Raw genomic sequence first — 23964 nt, 5'->3', positions numbered from 1 at the left:
AGTTATGCAAAAAGCTATCCTTATCACCGGCTGCTCCAGCGGAATTGGACTTACCGCAGCACAGGATCTCCGTAACCGGGGATATCGAGTGCTAGCCGCTTGTCGCAAGCCGCAAGACGTTGAGGTGATGCGCGATCTGGGCATGGAAGGTATTGAGCTGGATTTGGACGACAGCGAGAGCGTGGAACACGCCGCTGCGGAAGTGATTCGTATCACTGAAGGACGCCTATATGCGCTGTTTAACAACGGCGGTTTTGGCCTCTATGGCCCGCTCAACACCATCAGCCGAGCCGAATTAGAACGGCAGTTTGCCACTAACCTGTTTGGCACCCACCAGCTCACTCAGCTTTTATTACCCATTATGCTGCCACACGGTGAAGGCCGAATTATTCAAACCAGTTCAGTGATGGGACTCGTCGCAACGCCGGGGCGCGGTGCTTACGCTGCAAGCAAATTTGCGCTTGAAGGCTGGTCTGATGCACTGCGAATGGAGCTGCACGGCAGCGGCATCCATGTTTCACTCATTGAACCGGGCCCGATAAATACCCGCTTCACGAGCAATGTGCATCAAATGGAAAAAGATAAACCGGTGACCAATCCAGGCATTGCGGCGCGCTTTACGCTCACGCCTGATGCCATTCTGCCTAAGTTGCATCATGCCTTAGAAAGCAAAAGGCCAAAACTTCGCTATCCGGTTACGCTGGTTGCTCACGCGCTAACCGTGCTGCGCCGTATTTTGCCAGGGAGATTACTCGACAAGGTTCTAAGTGGTAATTAACGCCTTGGCATTGCAAACGGCCAGATAAGCCCCATATCGTTTTTATATGTTTAAGCGTCTGAGAGAACAAAAGAATGCTAAATAATTCCGTGATCAACGTTACCGAAGCCAACCTACATCAAACGCTAGAGCAGTCTGCGTCTATTCCGGTGCTGTTCTACTTCTGGTCTGAACGCAGCCAGCATTGCCTACAGCTCAACCCTATTCTCGACAAACTCGCGTCAGAATACGCGGGCCAGTTCGTGCTAGCTAAAGTGGACTGCGACGCAGAACAAATGGTGGCCTCACAGTTTGGGCTGCGTGCCATCCCAACGGTTTACTTATTTAAAGATGGTCAGCCAGTAGATGGCTTCCAAGGGCCACAGTCGGAAGAGTTTATCCGCGAACTGTTAGGCCGCTTCTTGCCAAAAGAAGAAGAGCTGAAAGCTGCACAGGCTGCAGAATTCATTGCCGAAGGCAAAATGGCCGAAGCCTTACCGTTGCTGAAAGAAGCGCGTGCGTTGGATACTAAACGCAGCGATATCGCGCTGATGCTGGCCGAAGTACAGATCGCACTCAGCCGCAGTGATGAAGCAGAAGCGGTATTAGCGACCATCCCAATGCAGGATCAGGATTCTCGCTATCAAGGCCTTGTGGCACAAATCGAGTTACTGAAACAGGCCGCCGATACACCTGAAATTCAGCTGCTGCAAAAACAGGTAGAAGCTGAACCAGAAAATGCGGTTATTGCCGCTCAGCTGGCTTTACAGCTGCATCAGGTCGGACGTAACGAAGAGGCTCTTGAATTGCTGATGGTTCATCTACGCAAAGATCTGACCGCCGCCGACGGTGCTGCGCGTAAAACCCTGATGGACATTCTTGCCGCGTTGGGGAATGGCGATGCATTGGCGTCTAAGTACCGGAAACAACTGTATTCGTTGTTGTATTAATCAATAGTTATTCATTCCCGATGCTAATGCCGCCGATATTAAATCAGCGGCATTTCATAATAAAATCTGATATATACACTTTTTTAAATAGCTTAATCTAACTCTTAAAAAAACATCAAAAAATAAAGATTGATCGAAATCAATATATTAGCCTCATCTAAGAAAAAATATGATTATCCTCGCTTGATAATAGACAGTCTTAATCTATCATTTTTAGTGATAGTTTGAGTCCGATGACGAGCATCGTATTTTCCGGCTATCACCAAATCTATTTTTATTAAAAATATTTGTCTCTGATATTAACAAGAGAGGATAAATCATGGGTAAAAGTCCAAGTGTTGAAGAAATGGAAAAGAAAGATAAAAAAAGCCGTGAATATTTAGATGACATAGCCAATGAACTGACTAACAAACTCGGAAATACCTACGCAACGTTAGAAAAAGAAGCTGAAAACTTCTATCAAAAAGAACATGAAAAACCCTGGTCGAGCGATCTTTATATTACGGGCAAACAATTTGATTACCAATCCGTGCAAGAGTGGTCGCTCGCATCTGTATCTGCCATTATTAACAAAATATCCGCTGCGGTTATTGGTACCGTCGATGGGAAAATAGAGAATCTGCCAGCAGGAACTGATGCAGGAGATAAAGCACAGGATATTAATAAAAAGTATGATATGAATAAGGATAAGCGGTTATTAATTGCGACTAACTGCTTTAACCTACTGGCCGGTATCGTTGGATCGTTCGGCAATGCCACCTCCATTACCGTGAAGCACGGTACCAAGTCAGATCCTATTGGCGGTGGGCTACGAATTTTCGGCTCCGTCGGAACCCAAACCTTCCAGCGTTCCTCTTTCTTTAATAACGAGAAAATCGCAACCTATCAGGTTGCTTATATTGTTAGATTCTCCGTTGAAGAGTTTGAACTGCAGGCAAAAATCGCGCTTATCGATCAGTATCAAAACACGTTAAACGTGACTAAATTTGCCTCGGACAAAAATGACCAGCAATTCTTTGAGGATAAAATAACCTATGAACAGTGGTCTGTCATGTCCGCTAAATTTGAAAAAGTCATAGAAGATGTTTTAAAGAAAATACGCGAACTCGATCCGAAAAAAGAAAGAGGAACACAATTGGCAAAAGAATTTATTTCTCAAAACGCTCTATACAGAATATTTTACTCCAGTAACAAACATCTACTCGAAGCAATAAAACGCAGAGAGGCTGGGTTGTTAAAAATATAATTAAAACACAAATATATTCACTTCAGATCAAATTCATACCCACAGCAATTAAATATCATAGGAAAACCGCTATGCCTAATTACTATCGACTTGGGAATAGAACCCCAGCTAATTTCACACCGCGTATTGCCGATACCGTAGGGCCCGGCGCGGGGCTCTCCATGGCAAATGCGGCGCCAGCAGTAAGGGCGCAGGTTATTGACTCAGACTTAACTCAGGTGACCCAAATTATTAATACGCCTACCCCAGGGAACCCACAGCATTATTCAATTTTGCCAAATCCCAATGTAGGACAGGATTTGCTAGATTGGGCCGCAACTCGAGAGGCTCTGCTCGCCGATAATACATGGACGAATCCTCTCATCGGCCCCTACACGACGGACGTCAACACGGCACGTACAGGCCAAGTTAACTAGGGGAAGATTTATGGATCTCATTAAACAAATGTGCGGTTCATTTGATTTCACAACGATTTCTTCTGAACTCTATGCACTTATCCCACAGGATAAAATGGACGTAGAAACCGCCAAAAAAGCGGTGGACTACGGCTATCCAGGAGTTGCTACTATTCTGCCGGTGCTCATCTATTGGCTGCAGGATCTTAACTGGCCGGTAGCGCAGGAGCTAACACCGTTTTTAGCCCAAATTGGTGCCCCGCTAAAACAGCCAGTACTTGATGTGCTTGAAACTCAAGACTCGATTTGGAAATATTGGGTCATCAGTGAATTAGTCGATACAGCCGACCTACAACTGGCCAAAGCCATCGCCCCTGAACTGCAGCAGTTGAAACTCAAAACAGCGGCGAGCCTCGACGAGGATGATATTAGCGTCAATTCAGCTATTGACGCGATTTTGCATAAACTCCAAACACAGCGCCCTTAGTTTCACCTGATATAAAGGCGGCGAAATTCAGTGTGTTTTTCGTCGCCTTTCTCTATTGTCTTTTCATTGATTCACTCCCCACCTGTGATCCCCTTCCCAATTTTTATACAACCGCCCCTGCGACTATCGGCTAAAACCCTTCACAATTAAGAAATTAATTCGTTGTTTTATCTATAAATACTTTTCTTCTCCACGTCCTTATTCCTTTAAATCACTCGCATAAAATCTATTTGCATATACTTGTCTATACAAGTATATGTTAATCAATAACGGCTTTTGTTAAACACTAGTTAACTAGTAAATCCTGATATCTGAACTGATAACGCGAAAGGAAAATAAAAGTGACTCTTCCAAACCGACTGCGTGAAATCGACATCCGCGCCCCGCGTGGTACTCAACTCAATGCCAAAAGCTGGCAGACCGAAGCGCCATTGCGCATGCTGATGAATAATCTTGATCCCGAAGTTGCAGAAAACCCTCATGAATTAGTGGTTTATGGCGGCATCGGGCGCGCTGCACGCAACTGGGAGTGCTACGATAAAATCGTTGAAACACTAAAAAAATTAAACGACGACGAAACCCTGCTGGTGCAATCGGGTAAACCCGTTGGCGTATTCAAAACCCACAGCAATGCACCGCGCGTATTGATTGCTAACTCCAATCTGGTACCTCACTGGGCAACGTGGGAACACTTCAATGAACTCGATGCCAAAGGCTTGGCGATGTACGGCCAAATGACCGCTGGCAGCTGGATTTACATCGGTAGCCAAGGCATCGTTCAGGGCACCTATGAAACGTTTGTGGAAGCAGGCCGCCAGCATTACAACGGCGATCTAACCGGTCGTTGGGTTCTGACCGCAGGCTTGGGCGGCATGGGTGGCGCTCAGCCGTTAGCCGCAACCATGGCAGGGTTAACGTCATTGAACATCGAATGCCAGCAAAGCCGTATCGACTTTCGTCTGAAAACGGGCTACGTCGACGAACAGGCGACCGATCTGGACGACGCGCTGGCACGCATCAAACGTTATACCAATGAGGGTAAAGCTATCTCTATTGCCCTGTGCGGCAATGCGGCAGAAATTCTGCCTGAATTAGTCCGTCGCGGCGTACGCCCAGACATGGTAACCGACCAAACCAGCGCGCACGACCCGCTCAATGGCTATTTACCGAAAGGCTGGACATGGGAAGCGTATCGCGAGCGAGCGCAGGCCGAGCCTGCATTCGTGGTGAACGCTGCTAAAGAGTCCATGGCTGAGCACGTTGAAGCCATGCTGGCTTTCCAAAAGATGGGTATCCCTACCTTTGACTATGGCAACAACATCCGCCAGATGGCCAAAGAGATGGGCGTGGCTAACGCTTTCGATTTCCCTGGTTTTGTCCCCGCGTATATTCGTCCGCTGTTCTGTCGCGGCGTAGGTCCGTTCCGCTGGGCGGCATTGTCAGGTGATCCTGAAGATATCTACAAAACCGATGCCATGGTCAAAGAACTTATTCCTGACGATGAACACCTGCACCACTGGCTGGATATGGCGCGTGAGCGCATCCACTTCCAAGGGTTGCCAGCGCGTATTTGCTGGGTTGGCCTAGGCCAGCGCGCTAAGTTAGGTTTAGCTTTCAATGAAATGGTACGCAGCGGCGCGCTTTCTGCCCCTATCGTGATAGGTCGCGACCACTTAGATTCAGGCTCGGTTGCCAGTCCAAACCGCGAAACAGAATCCATGCAAGATGGTTCTGACGCCGTATCCGACTGGCCACTGCTGAACGCATTATTAAACACCGCCAGCGGAGCAACATGGGTTTCACTGCATCACGGCGGCGGCGTTGGGATGGGCTTTTCTCAGCATTCCGGCATGGTTATCGTGTGTGATGGCACCGACGAAGCCGCTGAACGCATCGCCCGCGTATTGCACAACGACCCCGCAACCGGCGTGATGCGTCATGCGGATGCTGGCTATGAGATTGCCATTGAATGCGCACACGAGCAGGGATTAAACCTGCCAATGATTACCTCCGCTCAGGGGAAAAAATAATGTTCGAATTAATGCTTCAGCCAGGAAAAATTACCCTTAGCCAGCTGCGTGAGATCTACCATCATCCGGTGCATATTCAATTGCACAGCAGCGCGCGTGAGCCAATTCGTCAAAGCGTGGCCTGCGTCGAACGTATCGTGGCCGAAGGTCGTACCGCCTACGGCATCAACACCGGTTTTGGCCTACTGGCTTCAACACGTATTGAAACCTGCGACTTAGAAAACCTTCAGCGCTCCATCGTGCTTTCACATGCGGCAGGTGTAGGCAGCGCTAACGATGACGCGATCGTGCGTTTAATCATGGTGATGAAAATCAATAGCCTAGCGCGTGGCTTCTCGGGAATTCGCGAAGAAGTGCTGGACGCTTTGATTGCCTTGGTGAATGCCGAAGTGTATCCGCATATTCCGGTGAAAGGCTCAGTCGGCGCCTCTGGAGATTTAGCCCCGCTGGCACACATGAGTCTGGTGCTGCTGGGTGAAGGTCAGGCACGCTATCAAGGCGAATGGCTACCCGCCACGCAGGCGCTGGAGAAAGCCGGTTTGAAACCTATTCAACTGGCGGCCAAAGAAGGGTTAGCGTTACTTAATGGCACCCAGGTTTCGACCGCTTATGCACTGCGTGGCCTTTTCGACGCAGAGGATATGTATGCATCTGCGTTAGTGTGTGGCGGTTTAACCGTTGAGGCCGTGCTGGGCTCACGTAGCCCGTTTGACGCCCGTATTCACGACGTACGTGGACAGATTGGCCAAATCGACAGCGCCGCAGCCTACCGCCATTTGCTCGGTGAACGCAGTGAAATTTCTGATTCCCATCATAACTGCGGAAAAGTTCAAGACCCTTACTCCCTACGCTGCCAGCCACAGGTGATGGGGGCTTGTCTGACACAAATCCGTCAGGCCGCTGCCGTGCTTGAGATTGAGGCTAACGCAGTTTCCGATAATCCGTTGGTCTTTGCCGAACAAAATGACGTGGTTTCTGGCGGCAACTTCCACGCAGAGCCGGTGGCAATGGCGGCAGATAATCTGGCGCTGGCGTTGGCTGAAATCGGCGCGCTGTCTGAACGCCGAACTTCGCTGATGATGGATAAGCATATGTCACAGCTGCCGCCATTCTTAGTTAACAACGGCGGCGTTAACTCCGGCTTTATGATTGCTCAGGTCACTGCGGCCGCGCTGGCCAGTGAAAACAAGGCCCTCGCGCATCCTTCTAGCGTCGATAGTTTACCGACTTCCGCTAATCAGGAAGATCACGTTTCGATGGCGCCAGCTGCGGGCCGCCGACTCTGGGAAATGGCAGAAAACGTGCGTGGAATTCTGGCGATTGAATGGCTTTCAGCTTGCCAAGGGTTAGATTTCCGCGACGGCTTAAAAACCAGCCCACGGTTGGAACAAGCACGTCAGCTGTTACGCGAAAGCGTGGCTTATTACGACAAGGATCGTTTCTTCGCCCCCGACATTGAAGCCGCCAGCCAGCTACTAGGTTCCGGCCAGCTCAAAGCGCTTATTCCTACCGCGCTGCTGCCTAGCCAAGCCTAAGTCCTCTCTCATTATCTGCAAAAAGTAAGAGCACGCAGGGTATATATTCTATACCCTGCGTCGGTAATCTGTACCTGCCGACCAATATGACGGGATAAAACATGCAAAATAATAATGAAACATCGCCCCTGCAAGCTCACAACACTTCGCACCTCAAACGTGGTCTGAACGCACGCCACATTCGTTTTCTGGCCTTAGGCTCGGCTATCGGCACCGGTTTGTTTTACGGTTCTGCGGGTGCAATACAACTCGCCGGCCCCGCGGTTTTATTAGCCTACCTCGTGGGCGGGCTTGCCGTTTTCATGGTGATGCGCGCGCTGGGTGAAATGGCGGTGCATCAGCCGGTATCCGGCTCTTTCGGTCACTATGCCAGCCGCTATCTTGGCCCCTTAGCCGGTTTCATCACCGGTTGGACATATACCTTTGAAATGGTAATTGTCGGCATGGCAGACGTCACGGCCTTCGGCATCTACATGGGGCTCTGGTTCCCCGATGTTTCACAATGGATTTGGGTGCTCAGCATCGTGTGCTTTATCGGCGCGCTAAACCTGTGCAGCGTTAAAGTATTTGGCGAAATGGAGTTTTGGCTCTCGCTGATTAAAGTAGTGGCGATTATCGCCATGATCGTTGGCGGCGGTGCCATTATGATGTTTGGATTCGGCCAGCATGAACAGGCAACGGGCTTTAGTAATCTGTGGCAACATGGCGGATTTATGCCCAACGGCCTCACCGGCGTTATCGCCTCACTGGCCGTGGTTATGTTTGCCTTTGGTGGGATAGAAATTATCGGCGTAACGGCGAGCGAAGCCCGCGATCCGGCCAAGGTAATCCCTAAAGCCATCAACACAGTTCCAGTCCGAATCTTGCTGTTTTATGTCCTCACGCTGATGGTATTAATGGCGATTTACCCGTGGAATAGCATTGGCCAGCACGGCAGTCCGTTCGTTGAAATCTTTAAAAGTCTGGGGATCAGTTCTGCCGCTCACGTCCTCAACGTGGTAGTGATCACCGCGGCAATATCAGCCATCAACAGCGATATTTTTGGCGCAGGCCGAATGATGTATGGCATGGCAAAAGATGGACAAGCACCTCAGTGCTTTACCAAATTAACCGCGGGCGGTGTGCCATGGATGACCGTTCTAGTGATGGCGATTGCGCTGCTCACCGGTGTGGTATTGAACTATCTGATCCCAGAAAAAGTGTTCTTGATTATTGCCTCTATTGCCACCTTTGCCACGGTGTGGGTATGGCTGATGATCCTGCTTTCTCAGGTTGCTATGCGCCGCCAGATGAGCAAAGAAGAAGTCGCTACGCTGAAATTCCCAGTACCGTTCTGGCCATTAGCGCCAGCGTTAACCATCATCTTCATGGCCTTCGTTATTGCCCTGCTGGGTTATTTTGAAGACAGCCGAGTCGCTCTCGCCGTGGGTGTGGTGTGGATGGCGCTACTGACTTTGGCATGGTGGATTTGGGTGAGAAAACCGAAAGGCCAATCTGTGAATGATTTTAATGCAGAAACTGAGGCGGATGTGTAGCTCAGCGAATACCCCCTCCCAGCCCCCCCCCTTGACAGGGGGGAGTTGATCGAGAATTCTCACAATCTACGCCGAACGGTTCCCTCCCCTGCCAGGGGGAGGGTTAGGGTGGGGTCTGTCTAGAGAACCTTACTCAAAAACGCTGCCGTACGTGGATTCTGTGGCGCGGTGAAAATCTGCTCCGGCGTGCCCTCTTCCTGAATGATGCCTTGGTCGATAAACACCACGCGGTCGGCGACTTCACGGGCAAAGCCCATTTCGTGAGTAACGATCACCATCGTCATTCCTTCTAGAGCCAGCTTCTTCATCACTTCCAGCACTTCGCCAACTAACTCAGGATCAAGCGCAGAGGTAGGCTCATCAAACAGAATAATCGAGGGTTCCATCGCCATAGAACGTGCAATTGCCACTCGCTGTTGCTGCCCACCAGACAAGCTAGCAGGCCATGCATCGATTTTGTCGAGTAGGCCGACCTTATCCAGCAAAAGCTCAGCGCGCTTGAGCGCATCGGCACGCGACATCCCTTTCACCGACATCGGCGCCATAATCAGATTGTCTAACACCCTCATATGCGGGAACAGATTAAAACGCTGAAACACCATGCCAACGCTTTCGCGCATTTTATTTAAATTAGTTTTGGGGTTATGAACGTCAAAACCATTAACCGACACTTCGCCGCCATCGGGTTTTTCTAGGGCATTGAGGCAGCGCAAAAATGTGCTTTTCCCCGATCCAGACGGGCCAATAATGCAAACCACTTCCTGCGGTTTGATATCGCAAGAGATCCCACGCAGCACGTGCGTTTCACCAAATTGCTTCTGCAAATTATCAACGTGAATCACTTTTGCTCAACCTCTTTTCCATATGTTGCACCAGCAGCGACAGAATGAACGTAAGCATCCAGTAAATCACTGAAATCGTTAGGTAGGGTTCCCAATAAGTCGCATATGCGCCAGATACGGTACGCGCCGCATACGCAAGATCGGCCAAGCCAATGGCGGAGGCCAATGAAGAATCTTTAACGATAGCAATCGCGTTATTCCCCAGCGGCGGAAGGATCCGGCGAAACGCCTGCGGCAAAATCACTTTGCGCATGGTTTTACCCCAGCTCATACCAAGCGCGCGTGAGGCCTCCATTTGTCCGTGATCGATAGATTGAATGCCTGCACGGAAGATCTCCGACACATAAGCGCCAGCATTAAGCGTAATCGCCACGATACAAGAGAGGAACGCGCCATAGTCTGAACGCAGCATGCGGGCAAAATCCACGGACATCAGTCCGCTCGTCACCAAAACACCGTCGCGTGGGTTTATCAGCAGAGGAACGAGGGCAAAATGCACCACCATAATCTGTACAAACAGCGGTGTGCCACGGAAAGCACTCACGTAAACACGTACAGGCCATTGCACAAAATAACGCAGCACGAAGCGCCATGGGCCGTTTTCCGCCTTAGCCATTCTTCCTAAGCCTAAGGTTAACCCCCAAAGCGTGCCTAAAATTACACAGATAATGGTGCATTTAATGGTCATCCACGCGCCTTCAGCAAACAGCGGTGCATATTCCTGAATGATTTCCCAACGGAATCCGGTCATACAACTTTCCTGTTTATTACATTTTTTCTATTTATGACAGCAAGTTATAACAGCTATACCGGTTGCGCCCAGTCCATAAGCGCAACCCACAGCGTTTACTTTTCAGGCAGCGTTGGAACGTTCGTATCAAACCATTGGGTATAAATCTTGGCATAGGTCCCGTCAGCCACAATTTTCTTCAGGCCGGCATTAATTTTTCCGAGTAATTCTTGGTTTCCTTTTGCCACGGCGATACCAAAATACTGGCGTTCAAATTTGCTATCGGGAACCAGCTTGAATTCTTTCTCTGGATGATTTTTGATGTAGTACTTCACCACGCCCACGTCACCAACCGCCGCGCCTAAACCATCCTCATACAGCTCTTGCAGCATCAGCGGCGTATTATCGAAACGTTTAATATCAGTACTGTTTTTGCCTAATACCTCAGACACCACAATGTCGCCGGTGCTTGAATTCACCACCCCAACCTTCTGCCCTTTTAACGCATTAACCGAGTCTACTTTTGAACCATTCGGCACCACGATAGACTGTTCGGCTGGGAAGTATGGCGCGGAGAAGTCCACCATCTGCTGGCGTTTGTCGGTAATGGTGATACCAGAAATAATGATGTCGCGATCGCCTGAGTTCAGCGTGGCGAAAATGCCTTCCCACGGCGTATTAACCAGTTTGATATCAAACCCTTCAGCCTTAGCGACCGCTTTAATAATATCGATATCAAAACCTTCCAGCTGCTTCTGGCTATTTTCAAACTCAAATGGGCGATAAGTGCCGCCAGAACCCACGACGTAAGTTTGTTGTGCAGCGAAGGTGCTCCCCATCATGGCAGCCATAAAGCAGCCTGCTAATACCATTTTCTTCAACATGTCTTTCCCCTGACGCTAGATGTTTTATTTATGCAGTTTTAATGCATAAAAATACACAACAAAGCATACCAACTCAATACCATTGCGAATAAAATTTCATTATCAGCATAAAAATTCAATCTAGCACCACAATTAAGCATCTGTTGTTGCAGGAGTTCAGTATTCCAGTGGGAGATCTTATAAACACACGCAAAGGCTATGTTTTATACGAAATCAGATAGCATGATAGGGAGGAGAAACGGCGGAGAGAAAGACATAACTTTACGCTTTATCGAACACGTTGAGATATCGATTACAAAATAAGCAGATTTTTTGTGGCATAGTACTTCTAGGTTTTGACAAAAAGGAGTGCATATGTTCCCAGAGTATCGAGATCTTATCTCAAGACTGAAAACAGAAGACGTCCGTTTTGCCACGCTCTTTCATGAGCACAACCAGTTGGATCATACGATCCGAAGGGCTGAAAGCCGGCCAGGAGCCCCGTTTGATGAGCAAATTGCAGGATTGAAGCGAGAAAAGCTCAGATTGAAAGACGAGCTTTATAAAATCCTGCGTTCGTATGAAGATGAAACAACAACCTGATAGGTTATGGTGTCGTTTTCTTCTAAATACAGAATACCGAATAAAAAAAACCCGCTCATGAGCGGGTTTTTTAATGAAGCCGTTTTTAATTAAAAAAACGTGCTCAGTAACGAATTACTGACCTTTAACTTCTTTCAGACCGTTGAATGGTGCTGGGGTGCCTTGTGCAGCCAGAGCTTCTTCGATACGAATCAGCTGGTTGTATTTAGCAACACGGTCAGAACGGCTCATAGAACCGGTTTTGATTTGGCCTGCAGCGGTACCAACAGCCAGATCAGCGATGGTAGCATCTTCAGTTTCACCTGAACGGTGAGAGATAACTGCAGTGTAACCAGCGTCTTTAGCCATTTTGATTGCAGCCAGAGTTTCGGTCAGAGAACCGATCTGGTTGAATTTAATCAGGATGGAGTTAACGATACCTTTTTCGATGCCTTCTTTCAGGATCTTGGTATTGGTTACGAACAGATCGTCACCAACCAGCTGGATTTTGTCGCCCAGTACTTTAGTCTGGTATGCGAAGCCATCCCAGTCAGATTCGTCCAGACCGTCTTCGATAGAAACGATTGGGTAATCTTTGGTCAGGTTTTCCAGGAAGTGGGTGAATTCTTCAGAGGTGAAAGCTTTGTTGCCTTCGCCAGCCAGAACGTATTTACCGTCTTTGTAGAATTCAGATGCAGCGCAGTCCATAGCCAGAGTAACGTCTTTACCCAGCTCGTAGCCTGCTGCTTTAACCGCTTCAGCAATTACAGCCAGCGCTTCTGCGTTAGAACCCAGGTTAGGCGCGTAGCCACCTTCGTCACCAACAGCAGTGTTCATACCTTTAGACTTCAGAACTTTAGCCAGGTTGTGGAACACTTCAGAACCGATGCGAACCGCTTCTTTCAGAGTTTTAGCGCCAACAGGCTGGATCATGAACTCTTGGATATCAACGTTGTTGTCGGCATGTTCGCCACCGTTGATGATGTTCATCATAGGCAGAGGCATAGAATATTTGCCTGGAGTGCCGTTCAGTTCAGCGATGTGCGCATACAGCGGCAGGCCTTTAGAGGCAGCAGCAGCTTTAGCAGCAGCCAGAGAAACAGCCAGAATAGCGTTAGCGCCAAACTTGGATTTGTTTTCTGTACCATCAAGATCGATCATGATCTTATCGATGTTAGCCTGGTCTTTCGCATCTTTACCCATAACCGCCTGAGCGATTGGGCCGTTTACAGCGGCAACGGCTTTCAGTACGCCTTTACCCATGAAACGGGATTTGTCACCGTCACGCAGTTCCAGCGCTTCACGGGAACCAGTTGAAGCACCTGATGGTGCAGCAGCCATACCTACAAAGCCGCCTTCCAGATGAACTTCAGCTTCTACAGTTGGGTTTCCGCGTGAGTCGATGATTTCGCGACCAATGACTTTAACGATTTTGGACATTAGGTTTTCCTCGATACAAGTTAAACTAAAAACTCCAGACGACAGGCGCGAAACCGATGCTTCGCGCCTACCAGTATATTCACTTATTTTGCCTGACGCTTCTGGTACTCACCGGCCGCTTTAACAAAACCAGCGAACAGCGGATGTCCATCACGCGGCGTAGAAGTAAACTCAGGGTGGAACTGAGAGGCTACAAACCATGGGTGGTTTGGCAACTCAATGATTTCCACCAGCTTGTTATCCGCAGAACGGCCGGTCACTCGCAGACCCGCAGCTTCAATCTGTTTCAACAGCATGTTGTTTACTTCATAGCGATGGCGATGACGCTCAACGATGGTTGGTGAACCGTACATCTGACGAACCAAACTTCCATCGGCCAGATTACATTGTTGTCCACCTAAACGCATCGTGCCACCTAGGTCGCTTTCTTCTGTACGTACTTCTACGTTGCCTTCTTCGTCACGCCATTCTGAAATCAGCGCAACCACTGGATATTTGCAGTCTGGTACAAACTCGGTTGAGTTCGCATCAGCCATGCCTGCCACGTTACGGGCAAATTCCATCAGAGCAACCTGCATACCCAAGCAAATGCCCAGATATGGAATATTATTTTCACGCGCATAGCGTGCGGTAGCGATCTTGCCTTCGATACCACGGTAGCCAAAGCCGCCCGGTACCAAAATCGCATCCAGACCTTTCAGCAACTCAACGCCTTTGGTCTCTACGTCTTGCGAATCGATAAGCTTGATGTTCACGGTAACGCGATTTTTCAGGCCGCCGTGCTTCAATGCTTCGATAACAGACTTATAGGCATCCGGTAATTCGATGTATTTACCGACCATACCGATGGTCACTTCACCACCTGGATTAGCCTCTTCGTAAATCACCTGCTCCCATTCTGCCAGATTTGCTTCAGGACAGTTTAAGCTGAATCGTTTACAAATGTAATCATCAAGTCCCTGAGATTTCAAGAGACCTGGAATTTTATAAATAGAATCAACGTCTTTCAGAGAAATAACGGCTTTCTCAGGAACATTACAGAATAGCGCAATTTTTGCGCGCTCATTCGCAGGAACAGCACGATCTGAACGACAAATCAGCACATCAGGCTGAATACCGATAGACAGAAGCTCTTTTACAGAGTGCTGAGTAGGCTTAGTTTTCACTTCGCCAGCCGCCGCCAGATATGGCACCAAAGTCAGGTGCATATACATGGTGTGCTCGCGACCCACTTCTACCGCCATTTGGCGAATAGCTTCGAGGAATGGCAAGGATTCGATATCACCGACGGTACCGCCGATTTCAACCAGAACCACATCGTGACCTTCGCCACCTTCAAGGATGCGTTCTTTGATTGCATTAGTAATATGAGGAATAACCTGAACGGTAGCGCCCAAATAATCGCCACGACGCTCTTTACGCAGCACATCGGAATAGATGCGGCCAGTGGTAAAGTTATTGCGGCGGGACATTTTGGTACGGATGAAACGCTCGTAATGACCTAAATCCAGATCGGTTTCTGCGCCGTCTTCGGTGACGAAAACTTCTCCGTGCTGGATAGGGCTCATCGTGCCCGGATCGACGTTGATGTACGGATCCAGTTTCATCATGCTTACGTTGAGGCCACGGGCTTCAAGAATAGCCGCCAGGGAGGCTGCGGCAATGCCTTTACCCAGAGAGGATACAACCCCGCCGGTCACAAAAATATAATTAGTTGTCATGCTGAACCTGAGAGTTAGGTTTAAAGACGATGGAAGAACCAAGACGGGACAGTAGTATACCCGAACCTTTCATTTGCCACAAACGATCTCAGAGCCTAAGTCACATTTGTTTAGGGTAAAAGGTATGACTAAATTCATTTAATCTTTAAGTTACAATTAGATAAAAATTTCATTGGTAAAAAAAACCTATAAACCAACGATAGGCGGTGAAATTTGTTAAAACGGATGATAACTCATCCAATTTCCCCTCCCAAAGTCAGTGGCATAAACCAAATAAGACCTCCTAGTTATCACCGAGGCTTACCAACGATCTCGAGCCCGCGTCAGCCAAGCTGGTCTGCTAGCAATAGCACTAATGACGCTGCTGTTTTTATTGGGAACCCGAGGGATTGCACTGCCGGATGACAAATGAGGGCGGAAAAATTTGCACTATCCATTTAAACTGCCTCGAATATCGCCCTATTCATAGGGCGTTTTTCCGCAAACACTTAAATTTCCCTTAATTAATTCATAAATCAAACGCCATTTAACAATCCCTCAGCCCGTGGCATAGATAAGCACACTCGGTGTGCATATTACGTACAGGGATAAGTGCGATGGCAGGATTACCCGCAGCGCGTCAAACAGACGAAACTACAATCGGCGGCCCTATCACTCAGGGCTCGTTAGGCGTGTTGATTGGCGCGCCCAGCGGCGTGGCCTGTTCGACCTGTCCCGATGGACAAAAGGTCGGTAAACCCGTCAACCCGTTATTGGGCGCCAAAGTCCTCTCCGCCGAAACCGACGTTGCCTTACCGGCCGCGGTGCCTTTTATCCTGTCCCGCAGCTACAGCAGCTACCAAACCGATACCCCAGCGCCCGTGGGCTTGCTCGGCCCCGGCTGGCAGTTGCCCAGCGGTATCAGCCTGCTGGTGACCAAAAACGGCCTTATCCTCAACGACAACGGCGGGCGCAGCCTACACTTCAACACGCTCGCCGTTGGCGAAGCCCATTTCAGCCGCAGCGAATCCCTGTGGCTGGTGCGCGGCGGCCTGCTGGAGCGTGACAAAAACCACCCGCTGGCGATGCTTTGGCACACCCTACCCGAATCATGGCGGTTAAATTCACACCTGTATTTGTGCACCGCTGATGCACTTGGCCCGTGGTGGGTACTCGGTATTTCGGAAGACGAAGGCCACACCGCACTCCCTGCCCCCTTATCAGCGCGGCGTTTTTTGCGCGGCATGCGTGACCGTTTTGGGCAGGAATTACAGTACGTTTACGCCGGTACTGACCTATTTCCCGGCGTCATCACCGAGGTCGAGGACAGCGTAGGCCGGCGTTATCGGCTGGAGCATCAGCATATCGCCGATGCGGTCTGTACGCAGCGCGGCGGCTGGGGGCGTGACAACGGCGTTCGCCTGTCGGCGGTGTTTTTGGTGCATGACCCTGACTTTCCTGATGTGCCCGCCGACCCACTGGTGCGTTACGAGTACACCCCGCGCGGTGAGCTACAAACCGTGTATGACCGCAGCGGGCAGGCCATTCGCCAGTTTGCTTATCATCCCGATTTGCTCGGACGCATGACCGCCCACCGCTATCTGGGCCGTCCCGTCAGCCGCTATACCTACGACGCACAAGGCCGCGCCGTGACCCAAAGTAACCCCAACGAGCTGGATTATCAGTTCGATTACGCGGCAGAGAGCACCACCGTGACCGACAGCCTGGGCCGTAGTGAAACCTATTATTACACCGGCGAAAAAGGCCTTAAGCGGGTGGTGAAGCGGGCCTACGCCGACGGCAGCGAGAGCCACAACGAAGTGGCGGGCTATCTGTTGATGGCGCAAACCGATACGCTGGGGCGAAAAACGGCGTTCACCCACGACATTACCACCAGTCAGCTCACCAGTATTGTGTCCCCCGACGGCCACCGTACCCGCCTTGCCTACAACATCCACGGTTTACTTACCCAGACGATACTGCCCGATGACCGTCGCCTCACGCGCAGCTATGACGCGCTTGGCCGTCTAACGGCTGAAAGTGACGCCCTTAACCGCACCGTGCGCTATGCCTATGCCGATGACGCCAGCTCACAGCCCTGTGCCATCACCGATGCGGGCGGCGGAGAGAAACGCCTGACGTGGACGCGCAGCGGCCAGCTCTCCCGCTACACCGACTGCTCGGGCAACACCACCGAATACCGCTATGACCGCTGGGGGCAGCGCCGTGAGATTTGCCGCCCCGCGGGCCTCACCTTACGTTATGCATACGATACCCGTGGCCGCCTGATAAGCACGGAAAATAGCGCCGGTGAACGCACCCAGTATCACTACAATCCCGCGGGTGATTTAATCACGCTGACCGAGCCCGACGGCAGCCAAACCGTGATGACCTACGATGACAACGGCCGTTTGCTCACGCGCACCCACGGCGGTGCCACCCAGCAGTTTGCCTATGACGCCGCCGACCGACTTATCCTCCTCACCAATGAAAACGATGCCCAGATGCGTTTTAGCTATGACGTGATGGACCGATTGGTGGAAGAAATTGGCTTTGACGGACGGGTTCAGCGCTATCGCTACAACGCGGCTGGGGAATTAATAGAAAGTGACGATGCTGGCCTGAGTAACCCAGTGGCAGCATGATATTTTGGGGCGATTAGTCAGCCGCACCCACAATACCGAAGATGCCGAAAGTGACATAGCGCGCTGGGAATATAACCTCGACGGCCAGCTAATAGCCGCGCATCACGTCAGCGAAGGCTACCCCGTCAGCATGTTGTTTGAACGCAACCTGTCTGGGCAAATTAACCAAGAGCAGCAGATTGTCCGCGCGCCCGACGGCAGCGTGTTGTGGCAACACCGCATCCAGCATCGTTATGATGCCAACAGCGCCCTGCTGTTCACCACGCCCGATGGCCTACCTACCCTGCACTGGCACACCTACGGCCCCGGTCATCTGCTCGGCGTGGCGCTCGGCGAACACAGCCTACTGGAGTTCGACCGCGATACCTTACACCGAGAGACTCAGCGCCGCTTTGGCGAGAGCGTGTTGGAAACGGGCTATACCGAGGTCGGACGCCTGCACAGCCTCACGCTCAGTACCCCCAACGCCGACCCGCGCGCACAGGAATACCGCAATACGCCGCGTGGCCAGCTGAGCGATATCGTCAGCCCATTCTCATCCCAGCATTATGAATATGACGCCGCCGGCCGCCTCATCCATGAACGCAGCGCCCACCGCGGCGCAGACTACCACCTTGACCTTGCGGGCAACCGACTCATCAACCGCTACATGCCCGAAGCTTTTATGGCCGACATGCGCCATCCGGGTAATCGCCTGAGCGAAGATGCGCATTTTTATTATCAGTACGACCAGTACGGCAACCTCAGCCAAAAAACCCGCAAACGCGACGCGGGCGAAGTCCATCACTACCGCTACGACCGCAGCCATCGGCTCGTCAGCTACCTCTGCGCGCAAGACGGCGAAGCCCTACGCGGCGGCCGCTACTGCTACGACCCGTTAGGGCGGCGCATCGGTAAACAGGTCATGCAGCGCAACCAGCCCAAGCACATCAGCTGGTTCGGCTGGGACGGTAACAAACTGGTGCTCACCGAACGCGATGGCACCCGCATTCACACGGTCTATTTGCCCCACAGCTTTGTGCCCCTGCTGCGTTTTGAAGGCGATAGGCCGCCCACAATCACCCCGCTGGCCGACAAACTTGAGCAGGAAGTGGGTATCACCCTGCCGCCCGATTTCAAGCAAACCCTGCACCACATCGAGCAGGCGCTACGCGACAACCGCCTCAGCGAAGAACAGCATGCGTGGCTCAATCAGGTTCAGCTCAGCCCGGAATATCTGGCCACCCTGCTCGACCCGCTGCCGGATACGCCTTACGCCGCCCAGCTGTACGACTGCAACCACCTCGGCACCCCGCAGCAGCTCATCAACCTCAACGGCGATATCGACTGGTCCATCACATTGGACGCCTGGGGCAATGCGCTCAGTGAAGAAAATCCGCATCAGCTGCACCAACCAATCAGAATGCAAGGGCAGCAATACGATGAAGAATCAGGCCTGCACTACAACCGCCATCGGTACTACGACCCGACAATAGGCCGGTATATTACTCAGGATCCGATTGGGTTGGTTGGGGGATTCAACTTTTATGGTTATCCGTTAGATCCTTTACAGCAAGTCGATGCATTAGGACTAACACTTGTATCAGCTGATCTACCGGGATTAGGTGCAACATATTTAGATGATGCTTTCCTGCCTTTAGTAACAAAATTTATTGCTAACGCAGAAAAAAACGGTGTCCATCTACACTTCAACAGTGCATATCGTAGCCCAGAACATCAGTCAGCTTTACATAATGATCCAAATGCCATTACCCCTGCAGATCGGAGCCTTCATTCTTGCGGATTTGCAGTAGATGTAAATTACAGTAGCCTACCAAGTAGTCAGCAAAAAATTATTCGAGAGGCTGCAGTAGCTGCAGGACTTGACTGGGGCGGCAATTTTCGAACTCAAGATCCTCCACATTTTTATAATGATCCTAGAAAAAATAGAGACATGCTTATTCACAACGCAACTCAGGAGTATTTGCGTTTAACTAAACAGGGAAACTAATGTGAATTATAAATATATAATAAATATATTTCTCACTCTCTCTCTTTTTTATGCTGATATAGTAACAGCGAAATTACCGTTTAAGGTTACTGGAATATATTCTAGCTTATCTTTTAATACTGAATCGGGCGATATTGTAGGTGAAGAAATCATGGTTGTTTTTTCGAATAAAGGGTATATCGCAACTTATCAAAGCAGTGATGGCGAGCCAACAATTCCAGTAGTTACAAAAGTAAACATTGTTAATGACACTATCACTTTCACACTTCCCCCACCTTTTGATATACAGGGTGAGTTCATAGGAGTAATATCAAAAAACATGCTTACTGGAAAATTCAAAAAGAGCAATCAAGTTTTAATTCTCGAAAGAAAAAATAGTTACTGGCAATAATTAAATGATAGAAAAATGCATTATGTATTTTAATTGAAAAAAGAAGATTCAATCATCGCAAACTCAATGCACAGAAGTAGGTGATTGCAAATACCCCATACAATACAGTCTATTTACAAATATGCATCCCTGATTAATGGAGATAAATTATGCGTTATTTCTTGTTTTTTTATTTCAGCAAGTCAAGCAACAACATTAAAGGATTGGGGGAGAATCATCCCAGAGGGAAGGTAACTCTAGACTATTGGGGGGAGTCTTGCGATATAGACATGGGAGTTCCTATTTTAAAAGGTGGAATCATTCCTTATTTTGACTGCCAATCTTATATTTATTGAATATTAGACACCTACATATCCATTCGCGATTTTATTCCTAAAAAAACGTGTTTCTTCCCTAAAAACATTACACCATGGCAAGTATTACAAGATACTCAATACATTGATTTATCAGACGATAAAATAACGCTAAGAAAACCCTATAATGGTTTCAATACAGCCTCTGTGGAGATTATTAAGGAGTTACACAAAAAATACTCATGCAAATAATAAATTGATAATTTATTTTAATTAAAATAAATAATATCAGTCAAAAAAAAATAGATTAAAATAACATAACGATACAATAGGTAAATTTTAATGATATTCGCCTACTGGCGCTATTACTTCGAAGGTAACCAGCTCATCAAACACAATATGGCCGACATGCGCCATCCGGGTAATCGCCTGAGCGAAGATGCGCACTTTTATTATCAGTACGATGCCCACGGCAATCTTACTCAAAAAACCCGCAAACGCGACGCGGACGAAGTGCATCACTACCGCTACGACCCGCAGGGGTGGCGTATCGGTAAACAGCTCATGCAGCGCAACCAGCCCAAGCACATCAGCTGGTTTGGCTGGGACGGCGACAAACTGGTGCTCACCGAACGCGATGGCACCCGCATCCACACGGTCTATTTGCCCCACAGCTTTGTGCCCTTGCTGCGCTTTGAAGGCGATAAACCGCCAGCAATCGCCCCACTGGCCGACAAACTCGAGCAGGAAGCGGGTATCACGCTGCCGCCGGAGTTTAAGCAAACACTGCACCACATTGAGCTAGCGCTGCGCGCCAACCACCTCAGCACGGAGCAACACGCGTGGCTCAATCAGGTTCAGCTCAGCCCGGAATATCTGACCACCCTGCTCGACCCGCTGCCGGATACGCCCTACGCCGCCCAGCTGTACGACTGCAACCACCTCGGCACCCCGCAGCAGCTCATCAACCTCAACGGCGATATCGACTGGTCCATCACATTGGACGCCTGGGGCAATGCGCTCAGTGAAGAAAATCCGCATCAGCTACACCAACCAATCAGAATGCAAGGGCAACAATACGATGAAGAATCCGGCCTGCATTACAACCGCCATCGGTATTACGACCCGACGATAGGTCGGTATATTACTCAGGATCCGATTGGGTTGGATGGGGGATTGAATTTTTATGGTTATCCAACTAATCCTTTATCTGGAGTGGATCCGCTAGGATTGAGTAACCAAATTAATCTCGGCTCTGGTTTTGAAAGCTACGGTAAAAGTATTGATAGTCTGGATGTGTTAATGACACAAAATAACTCATCGCCAAATGAGATATCGCAGGCAAATCACAATATGTGTATTGCTACTAATGGCTGGAATCCAGGAAATCAATATACCAAAGGTATCGTATTCGGCTCATCAGCTATTGGCTTAGGGGCGTTGGGGGTCGGTGCTGCCTTAGAGCAAGGTGTTGCTGTAGGAATTGCTAAAATGTCTCTAAGCTGTGCTAAAAATGCAGGGAAATCAGCTATTGATAAAAAACTACAAAACAAAAAAACCAGTCCCGCAGAACTTTTTACTGAATGTATAAAGGGTGCCGTTGACTCGGGTCTAAATGAGATTGGCAGCTATGCCTTTGACACTTCTATCGATAATTTACCAAACTAAAATAGATGTCCATTAAACTAAATATTATTCAAAGGAGACATCATGAACCTCGCTATTAAAAAAAAGTTAAAAATTTTCATATTTGCACTCACTTTCAGTAATGTTTCTGCAACTGCTAACAACAGAAAACCATCCTTAGATATTGCAGAAGCCGATGCCAAAGTTAAGCAGTTATTTACACTCTATAATGATCATAAAGAACATTCCATTTATCAACAATTCACCGATACATTAGGTGCCAAAGTTGATGAGAATGAATTTCTTACTGACTTAAAAAACAAACATAACACATTAGGAAACTTGATAAAAACAAAACTTATCTTTAGCCACTCAGCCTACCCCAGCTTAATATATCTTTTTTATCAATCCACCTATGAGCGCACTACTTTAACAGAGTATTTTGTTTTATCCCGCCATCACCCAATGAAGGAATTACAATTTAACACTGATTATGTCGATACACATGGGATACTAAAAAATGACGAGATATTAGATGGTAAAACTAAGAAAGCCATCATGTACATTCAAACACTTAGGGTTTTATATAACAATTCAAATTATTACATATATTATAAAAACATGGATCCAGAGACAACCGAAGGGATATTATCAAAGGATAATTTTATATCAAAAATGGCAATTCAAAAAAAATAAACTCGGGAAATATATTAGTTCAAAAGTTTTATTTACAAAAAAAAATAAAATCAGACGTGATTATTATAACGTACCTAACACAATATGAAAAATACTCAACCATAGAGTTTTTTGGGGTAGGTAAAGATCATAAAAGCGAAAAGTTTAAAATAATCATCTATAGCCTTAATTTAAAACTCACAAATTAATAAACATTTAATACTACAGCAAACAACCAGACTTGCACTATAAGTATCATCAATATCATGATTCTAAAATAGTTAGGTATATTAATCAGAATCTAGTTTACACAAAATCGCCATGGTTTCTAAAAATCAATTTATCAATTATGAGTGATAAAAAGAAGAGGAACACTCAGCATTCCCCTCCTCTGCACTTCACTGGCGGTATTATTTAGCTTCAGCCTTTTTCACCTGCTGCCAATGCGCTTCCATTTCATCAAGCGTGGCTTCTTCCATAGTTTTGCCGGAGGCACGCACCGCATCTTCTACCGCGCGGAAGCGGCGCTCAAATTTGCGGTTAGCCGCTTGTAGGGCGTTTTCAGCTTTATAGCCTAGATGGCGCGATAAATTCACCGTTGCAAACAGCAGATCGCCAATTTCTTCGCCTAGCTTCTCCTCGTCCACCACCGCCTGCTGCGCCTCATCCATCACTTCGTCGATCTCTTCATACACCTTGCCTAACACCGGGCCAAGCGTGTCCCAATCGAACCCCACCGCCGCACAGCGTTTCTGGATTTTATAGGCCTTCATCAGCGCAGGCAGCGCATTCGGAATATCGTCCATCGATGAACTGAGATCCTTTTCAGCGCGCTCCTGCGCCTTACGTTGCTCCCAGCGCGCTAGCGATGCTTCGGCGCTTTCCGAGTGTTCTGCGGCAAAAACATGCGGATGACGGCGTTCTAACTTATCGCTGATGGCGTTACACACGTCATCAAAGTTAAACAGCCCTTGCTCCTGCCCCATCTGCGCATAGAACACCACTTGAAACAGCAGGTCGCCCAACTCTTCACGTAAATCACTGAAATCTTCACGCTGAATCGCGTCAAGCACCTCATAAGTTTCTTCCAGCGTATAGGGCGCAATCGTGGCGAAAGTCTGCTTCTGATCCCACGGACAGCCGCGTTCTGGGTCGCGCAGGGTTTGCATGATGGTCAGCAGGCGGTGCATTGGGGAGGAAGTCATAGTGCAGCTCTCAGGTATAAAAAATAACCGCCGCAGAATGCGGCGGT

Annotated in this window: 20 protein-coding genes; 14 read left to right on the top strand and 6 right to left on the bottom strand. The window is 48.8% G+C overall.

Annotated elements, in window-relative coordinates; translation table 11 throughout:
* Positions 1–4: 4 nt before the first annotated feature.
* The 8 genes from AB3Y96_RS05455 to AB3Y96_RS05420 all read left to right on the top strand — a co-directional run bounded on the left by AB3Y96_RS05455 (position 5) and on the right by AB3Y96_RS05420 (position 8935).
* Positions 5–778, top strand: a complete 774-nt coding sequence (locus tag AB3Y96_RS05455) for an SDR family oxidoreductase (RefSeq protein WP_072308901.1) — start codon at positions 5–7, stop codon at positions 776–778.
* A 74-nt stretch (positions 779–852) separates the two neighbouring features.
* Complete coding sequence (locus tag AB3Y96_RS05450) at positions 853–1707, top strand: co-chaperone YbbN (protein ID WP_072308900.1); 855 nt, start codon at positions 853–855, stop codon at positions 1705–1707.
* A gap of 319 nt (positions 1708–2026) precedes the next feature.
* Positions 2027–2953, top strand: coding sequence for a hypothetical protein (locus AB3Y96_RS05445; RefSeq protein WP_367298679.1), 927 nt, complete (start codon positions 2027–2029; stop codon positions 2951–2953).
* Between the two features lie 71 nt (positions 2954–3024).
* Positions 3025–3369, top strand: coding sequence for a hypothetical protein (locus tag AB3Y96_RS05440; protein WP_072308898.1), 345 nt, complete (start codon positions 3025–3027; stop codon positions 3367–3369).
* 10 nt (positions 3370–3379) lie between these two features.
* Positions 3380–3835 carry a DUF5071 domain-containing protein gene (locus AB3Y96_RS05435; protein WP_072308896.1) on the top strand — a complete coding sequence of 152 codons (456 nt, stop codon included), beginning with the start codon at positions 3380–3382 and terminating at the stop codon, positions 3833–3835.
* Positions 3836–4176: 341 nt separating this feature from the next.
* Entirely contained in the window at positions 4177–5865 is a 1689-nt protein-coding gene (gene hutU, locus AB3Y96_RS05430) for a urocanate hydratase (protein WP_367298678.1), read from the top strand.
* Complete coding sequence (gene hutH / locus AB3Y96_RS05425; protein ID WP_367298677.1) at positions 5865–7400, top strand: histidine ammonia-lyase; 1536 nt, start codon at positions 5865–5867, stop codon at positions 7398–7400. The genes hutU and hutH overlap by 1 nt, the downstream gene beginning before the upstream one ends.
* A 101-nt stretch (positions 7401–7501) precedes the next feature.
* On the top strand, positions 7502–8935 hold the full coding sequence (locus AB3Y96_RS05420; RefSeq protein ID WP_367298676.1) for an amino acid permease: 1434 nt from the start codon (positions 7502–7504) through the stop codon (positions 8933–8935).
* Positions 8936–9054: 119 nt separating this feature from the next.
* Here the strand turns inward: AB3Y96_RS05420 and AB3Y96_RS05415 are convergent, their stop codons facing one another.
* From AB3Y96_RS05415 to AB3Y96_RS05405, 3 genes are all read right to left on the bottom strand, one after another.
* Positions 9055–9777, bottom strand: coding sequence for an amino acid ABC transporter ATP-binding protein (locus AB3Y96_RS05415; RefSeq protein ID WP_367298675.1), 723 nt, complete (start codon positions 9775–9777; stop codon positions 9055–9057).
* Complete coding sequence (locus AB3Y96_RS05410; protein WP_025800562.1) at positions 9764–10528, bottom strand: amino acid ABC transporter permease; 765 nt, start codon at positions 10526–10528, stop codon at positions 9764–9766. The genes AB3Y96_RS05415 and AB3Y96_RS05410 overlap by 14 nt, the downstream gene beginning before the upstream one ends.
* 95 nt (positions 10529–10623) lie before the next feature.
* Positions 10624–11391, bottom strand: coding sequence for a basic amino acid ABC transporter substrate-binding protein (locus tag AB3Y96_RS05405; RefSeq protein WP_367298674.1), 768 nt, complete (start codon positions 11389–11391; stop codon positions 10624–10626).
* Positions 11392–11745: 354 nt separating this feature from the next.
* Here AB3Y96_RS05405 and AB3Y96_RS05400 point away from each other — a divergent pair, with 354 nt between their 5' ends.
* On the top strand, positions 11746–11973 hold the full coding sequence (locus tag AB3Y96_RS05400) for a YdcH family protein (protein ID WP_072308888.1): 228 nt from the start codon (positions 11746–11748) through the stop codon (positions 11971–11973).
* A 114-nt stretch (positions 11974–12087) separates the two neighbouring features.
* Here AB3Y96_RS05400 and eno read toward each other — a convergent pair whose 3' ends face one another.
* Both eno and pyrG read right to left on the bottom strand, forming a co-directional pair.
* Positions 12088–13392 carry a phosphopyruvate hydratase gene (gene eno, locus AB3Y96_RS05395; protein WP_025800559.1) on the bottom strand — a complete coding sequence of 435 codons (1305 nt, stop codon included), beginning with the start codon at positions 13390–13392 and terminating at the stop codon, positions 12088–12090.
* Positions 13393–13475: 83 nt separating this feature from the next.
* The gene (pyrG, locus tag AB3Y96_RS05390; protein ID WP_025800558.1) at positions 13476–15113 is read right to left on the bottom strand and encodes a glutamine hydrolyzing CTP synthase; all 1638 of its coding nucleotides are present in this window, start codon (positions 15111–15113) and stop codon (positions 13476–13478) included.
* Between the two features lie 596 nt (positions 15114–15709).
* On the opposite strand from pyrG, the gene AB3Y96_RS05385 reads away from it, so the two are divergent.
* From AB3Y96_RS05385 to AB3Y96_RS05365, 5 genes are all read left to right on the top strand, one after another.
* Entirely contained in the window at positions 15710–17737 is a 2028-nt protein-coding gene (locus AB3Y96_RS05385; protein WP_367298673.1) for a DUF6531 domain-containing protein, read from the top strand.
* A 4-nt stretch (positions 17738–17741) separates the two neighbouring features.
* Positions 17742–19727, top strand: coding sequence for an RHS repeat-associated core domain-containing protein (locus AB3Y96_RS05380; protein WP_367298672.1), 1986 nt, complete (start codon positions 17742–17744; stop codon positions 19725–19727).
* 1 nt (position 19728) lies between these two features.
* Complete coding sequence (locus tag AB3Y96_RS05375) at positions 19729–20118, top strand: hypothetical protein (protein WP_367298671.1); 390 nt, start codon at positions 19729–19731, stop codon at positions 20116–20118.
* A gap of 635 nt (positions 20119–20753) precedes the next feature.
* Entirely contained in the window at positions 20754–22079 is a 1326-nt protein-coding gene (locus AB3Y96_RS05370; protein WP_367298670.1) for an RHS repeat-associated core domain-containing protein, read from the top strand.
* A 42-nt stretch (positions 22080–22121) separates the two neighbouring features.
* Positions 22122–22733: a hypothetical protein gene (locus AB3Y96_RS05365; RefSeq protein ID WP_367298669.1), complete on the top strand. Its 612-nt coding sequence runs from the start codon at positions 22122–22124 to the stop codon at positions 22731–22733.
* Positions 22734–23122: 389 nt separating this feature from the next.
* On the opposite strand, the gene mazG is transcribed toward AB3Y96_RS05365, so the two are convergent.
* On the bottom strand, positions 23123–23917 hold the full coding sequence (gene mazG, locus AB3Y96_RS05360; RefSeq protein WP_367298668.1) for a nucleoside triphosphate pyrophosphohydrolase: 795 nt from the start codon (positions 23915–23917) through the stop codon (positions 23123–23125).
* Positions 23918–23964: the final 47 nt, after the last annotated feature.

The sequence above is a fragment of the Hafnia alvei genome (assembly GCF_964063325.1).
Lineage (GTDB): Bacteria > Pseudomonadota > Gammaproteobacteria > Enterobacterales > Enterobacteriaceae > Hafnia > Hafnia alvei_B.
The sequence above is the reverse complement of the archived record's forward strand: the minus strand, read 5'-3'. Positions and strand labels throughout refer to the sequence as shown.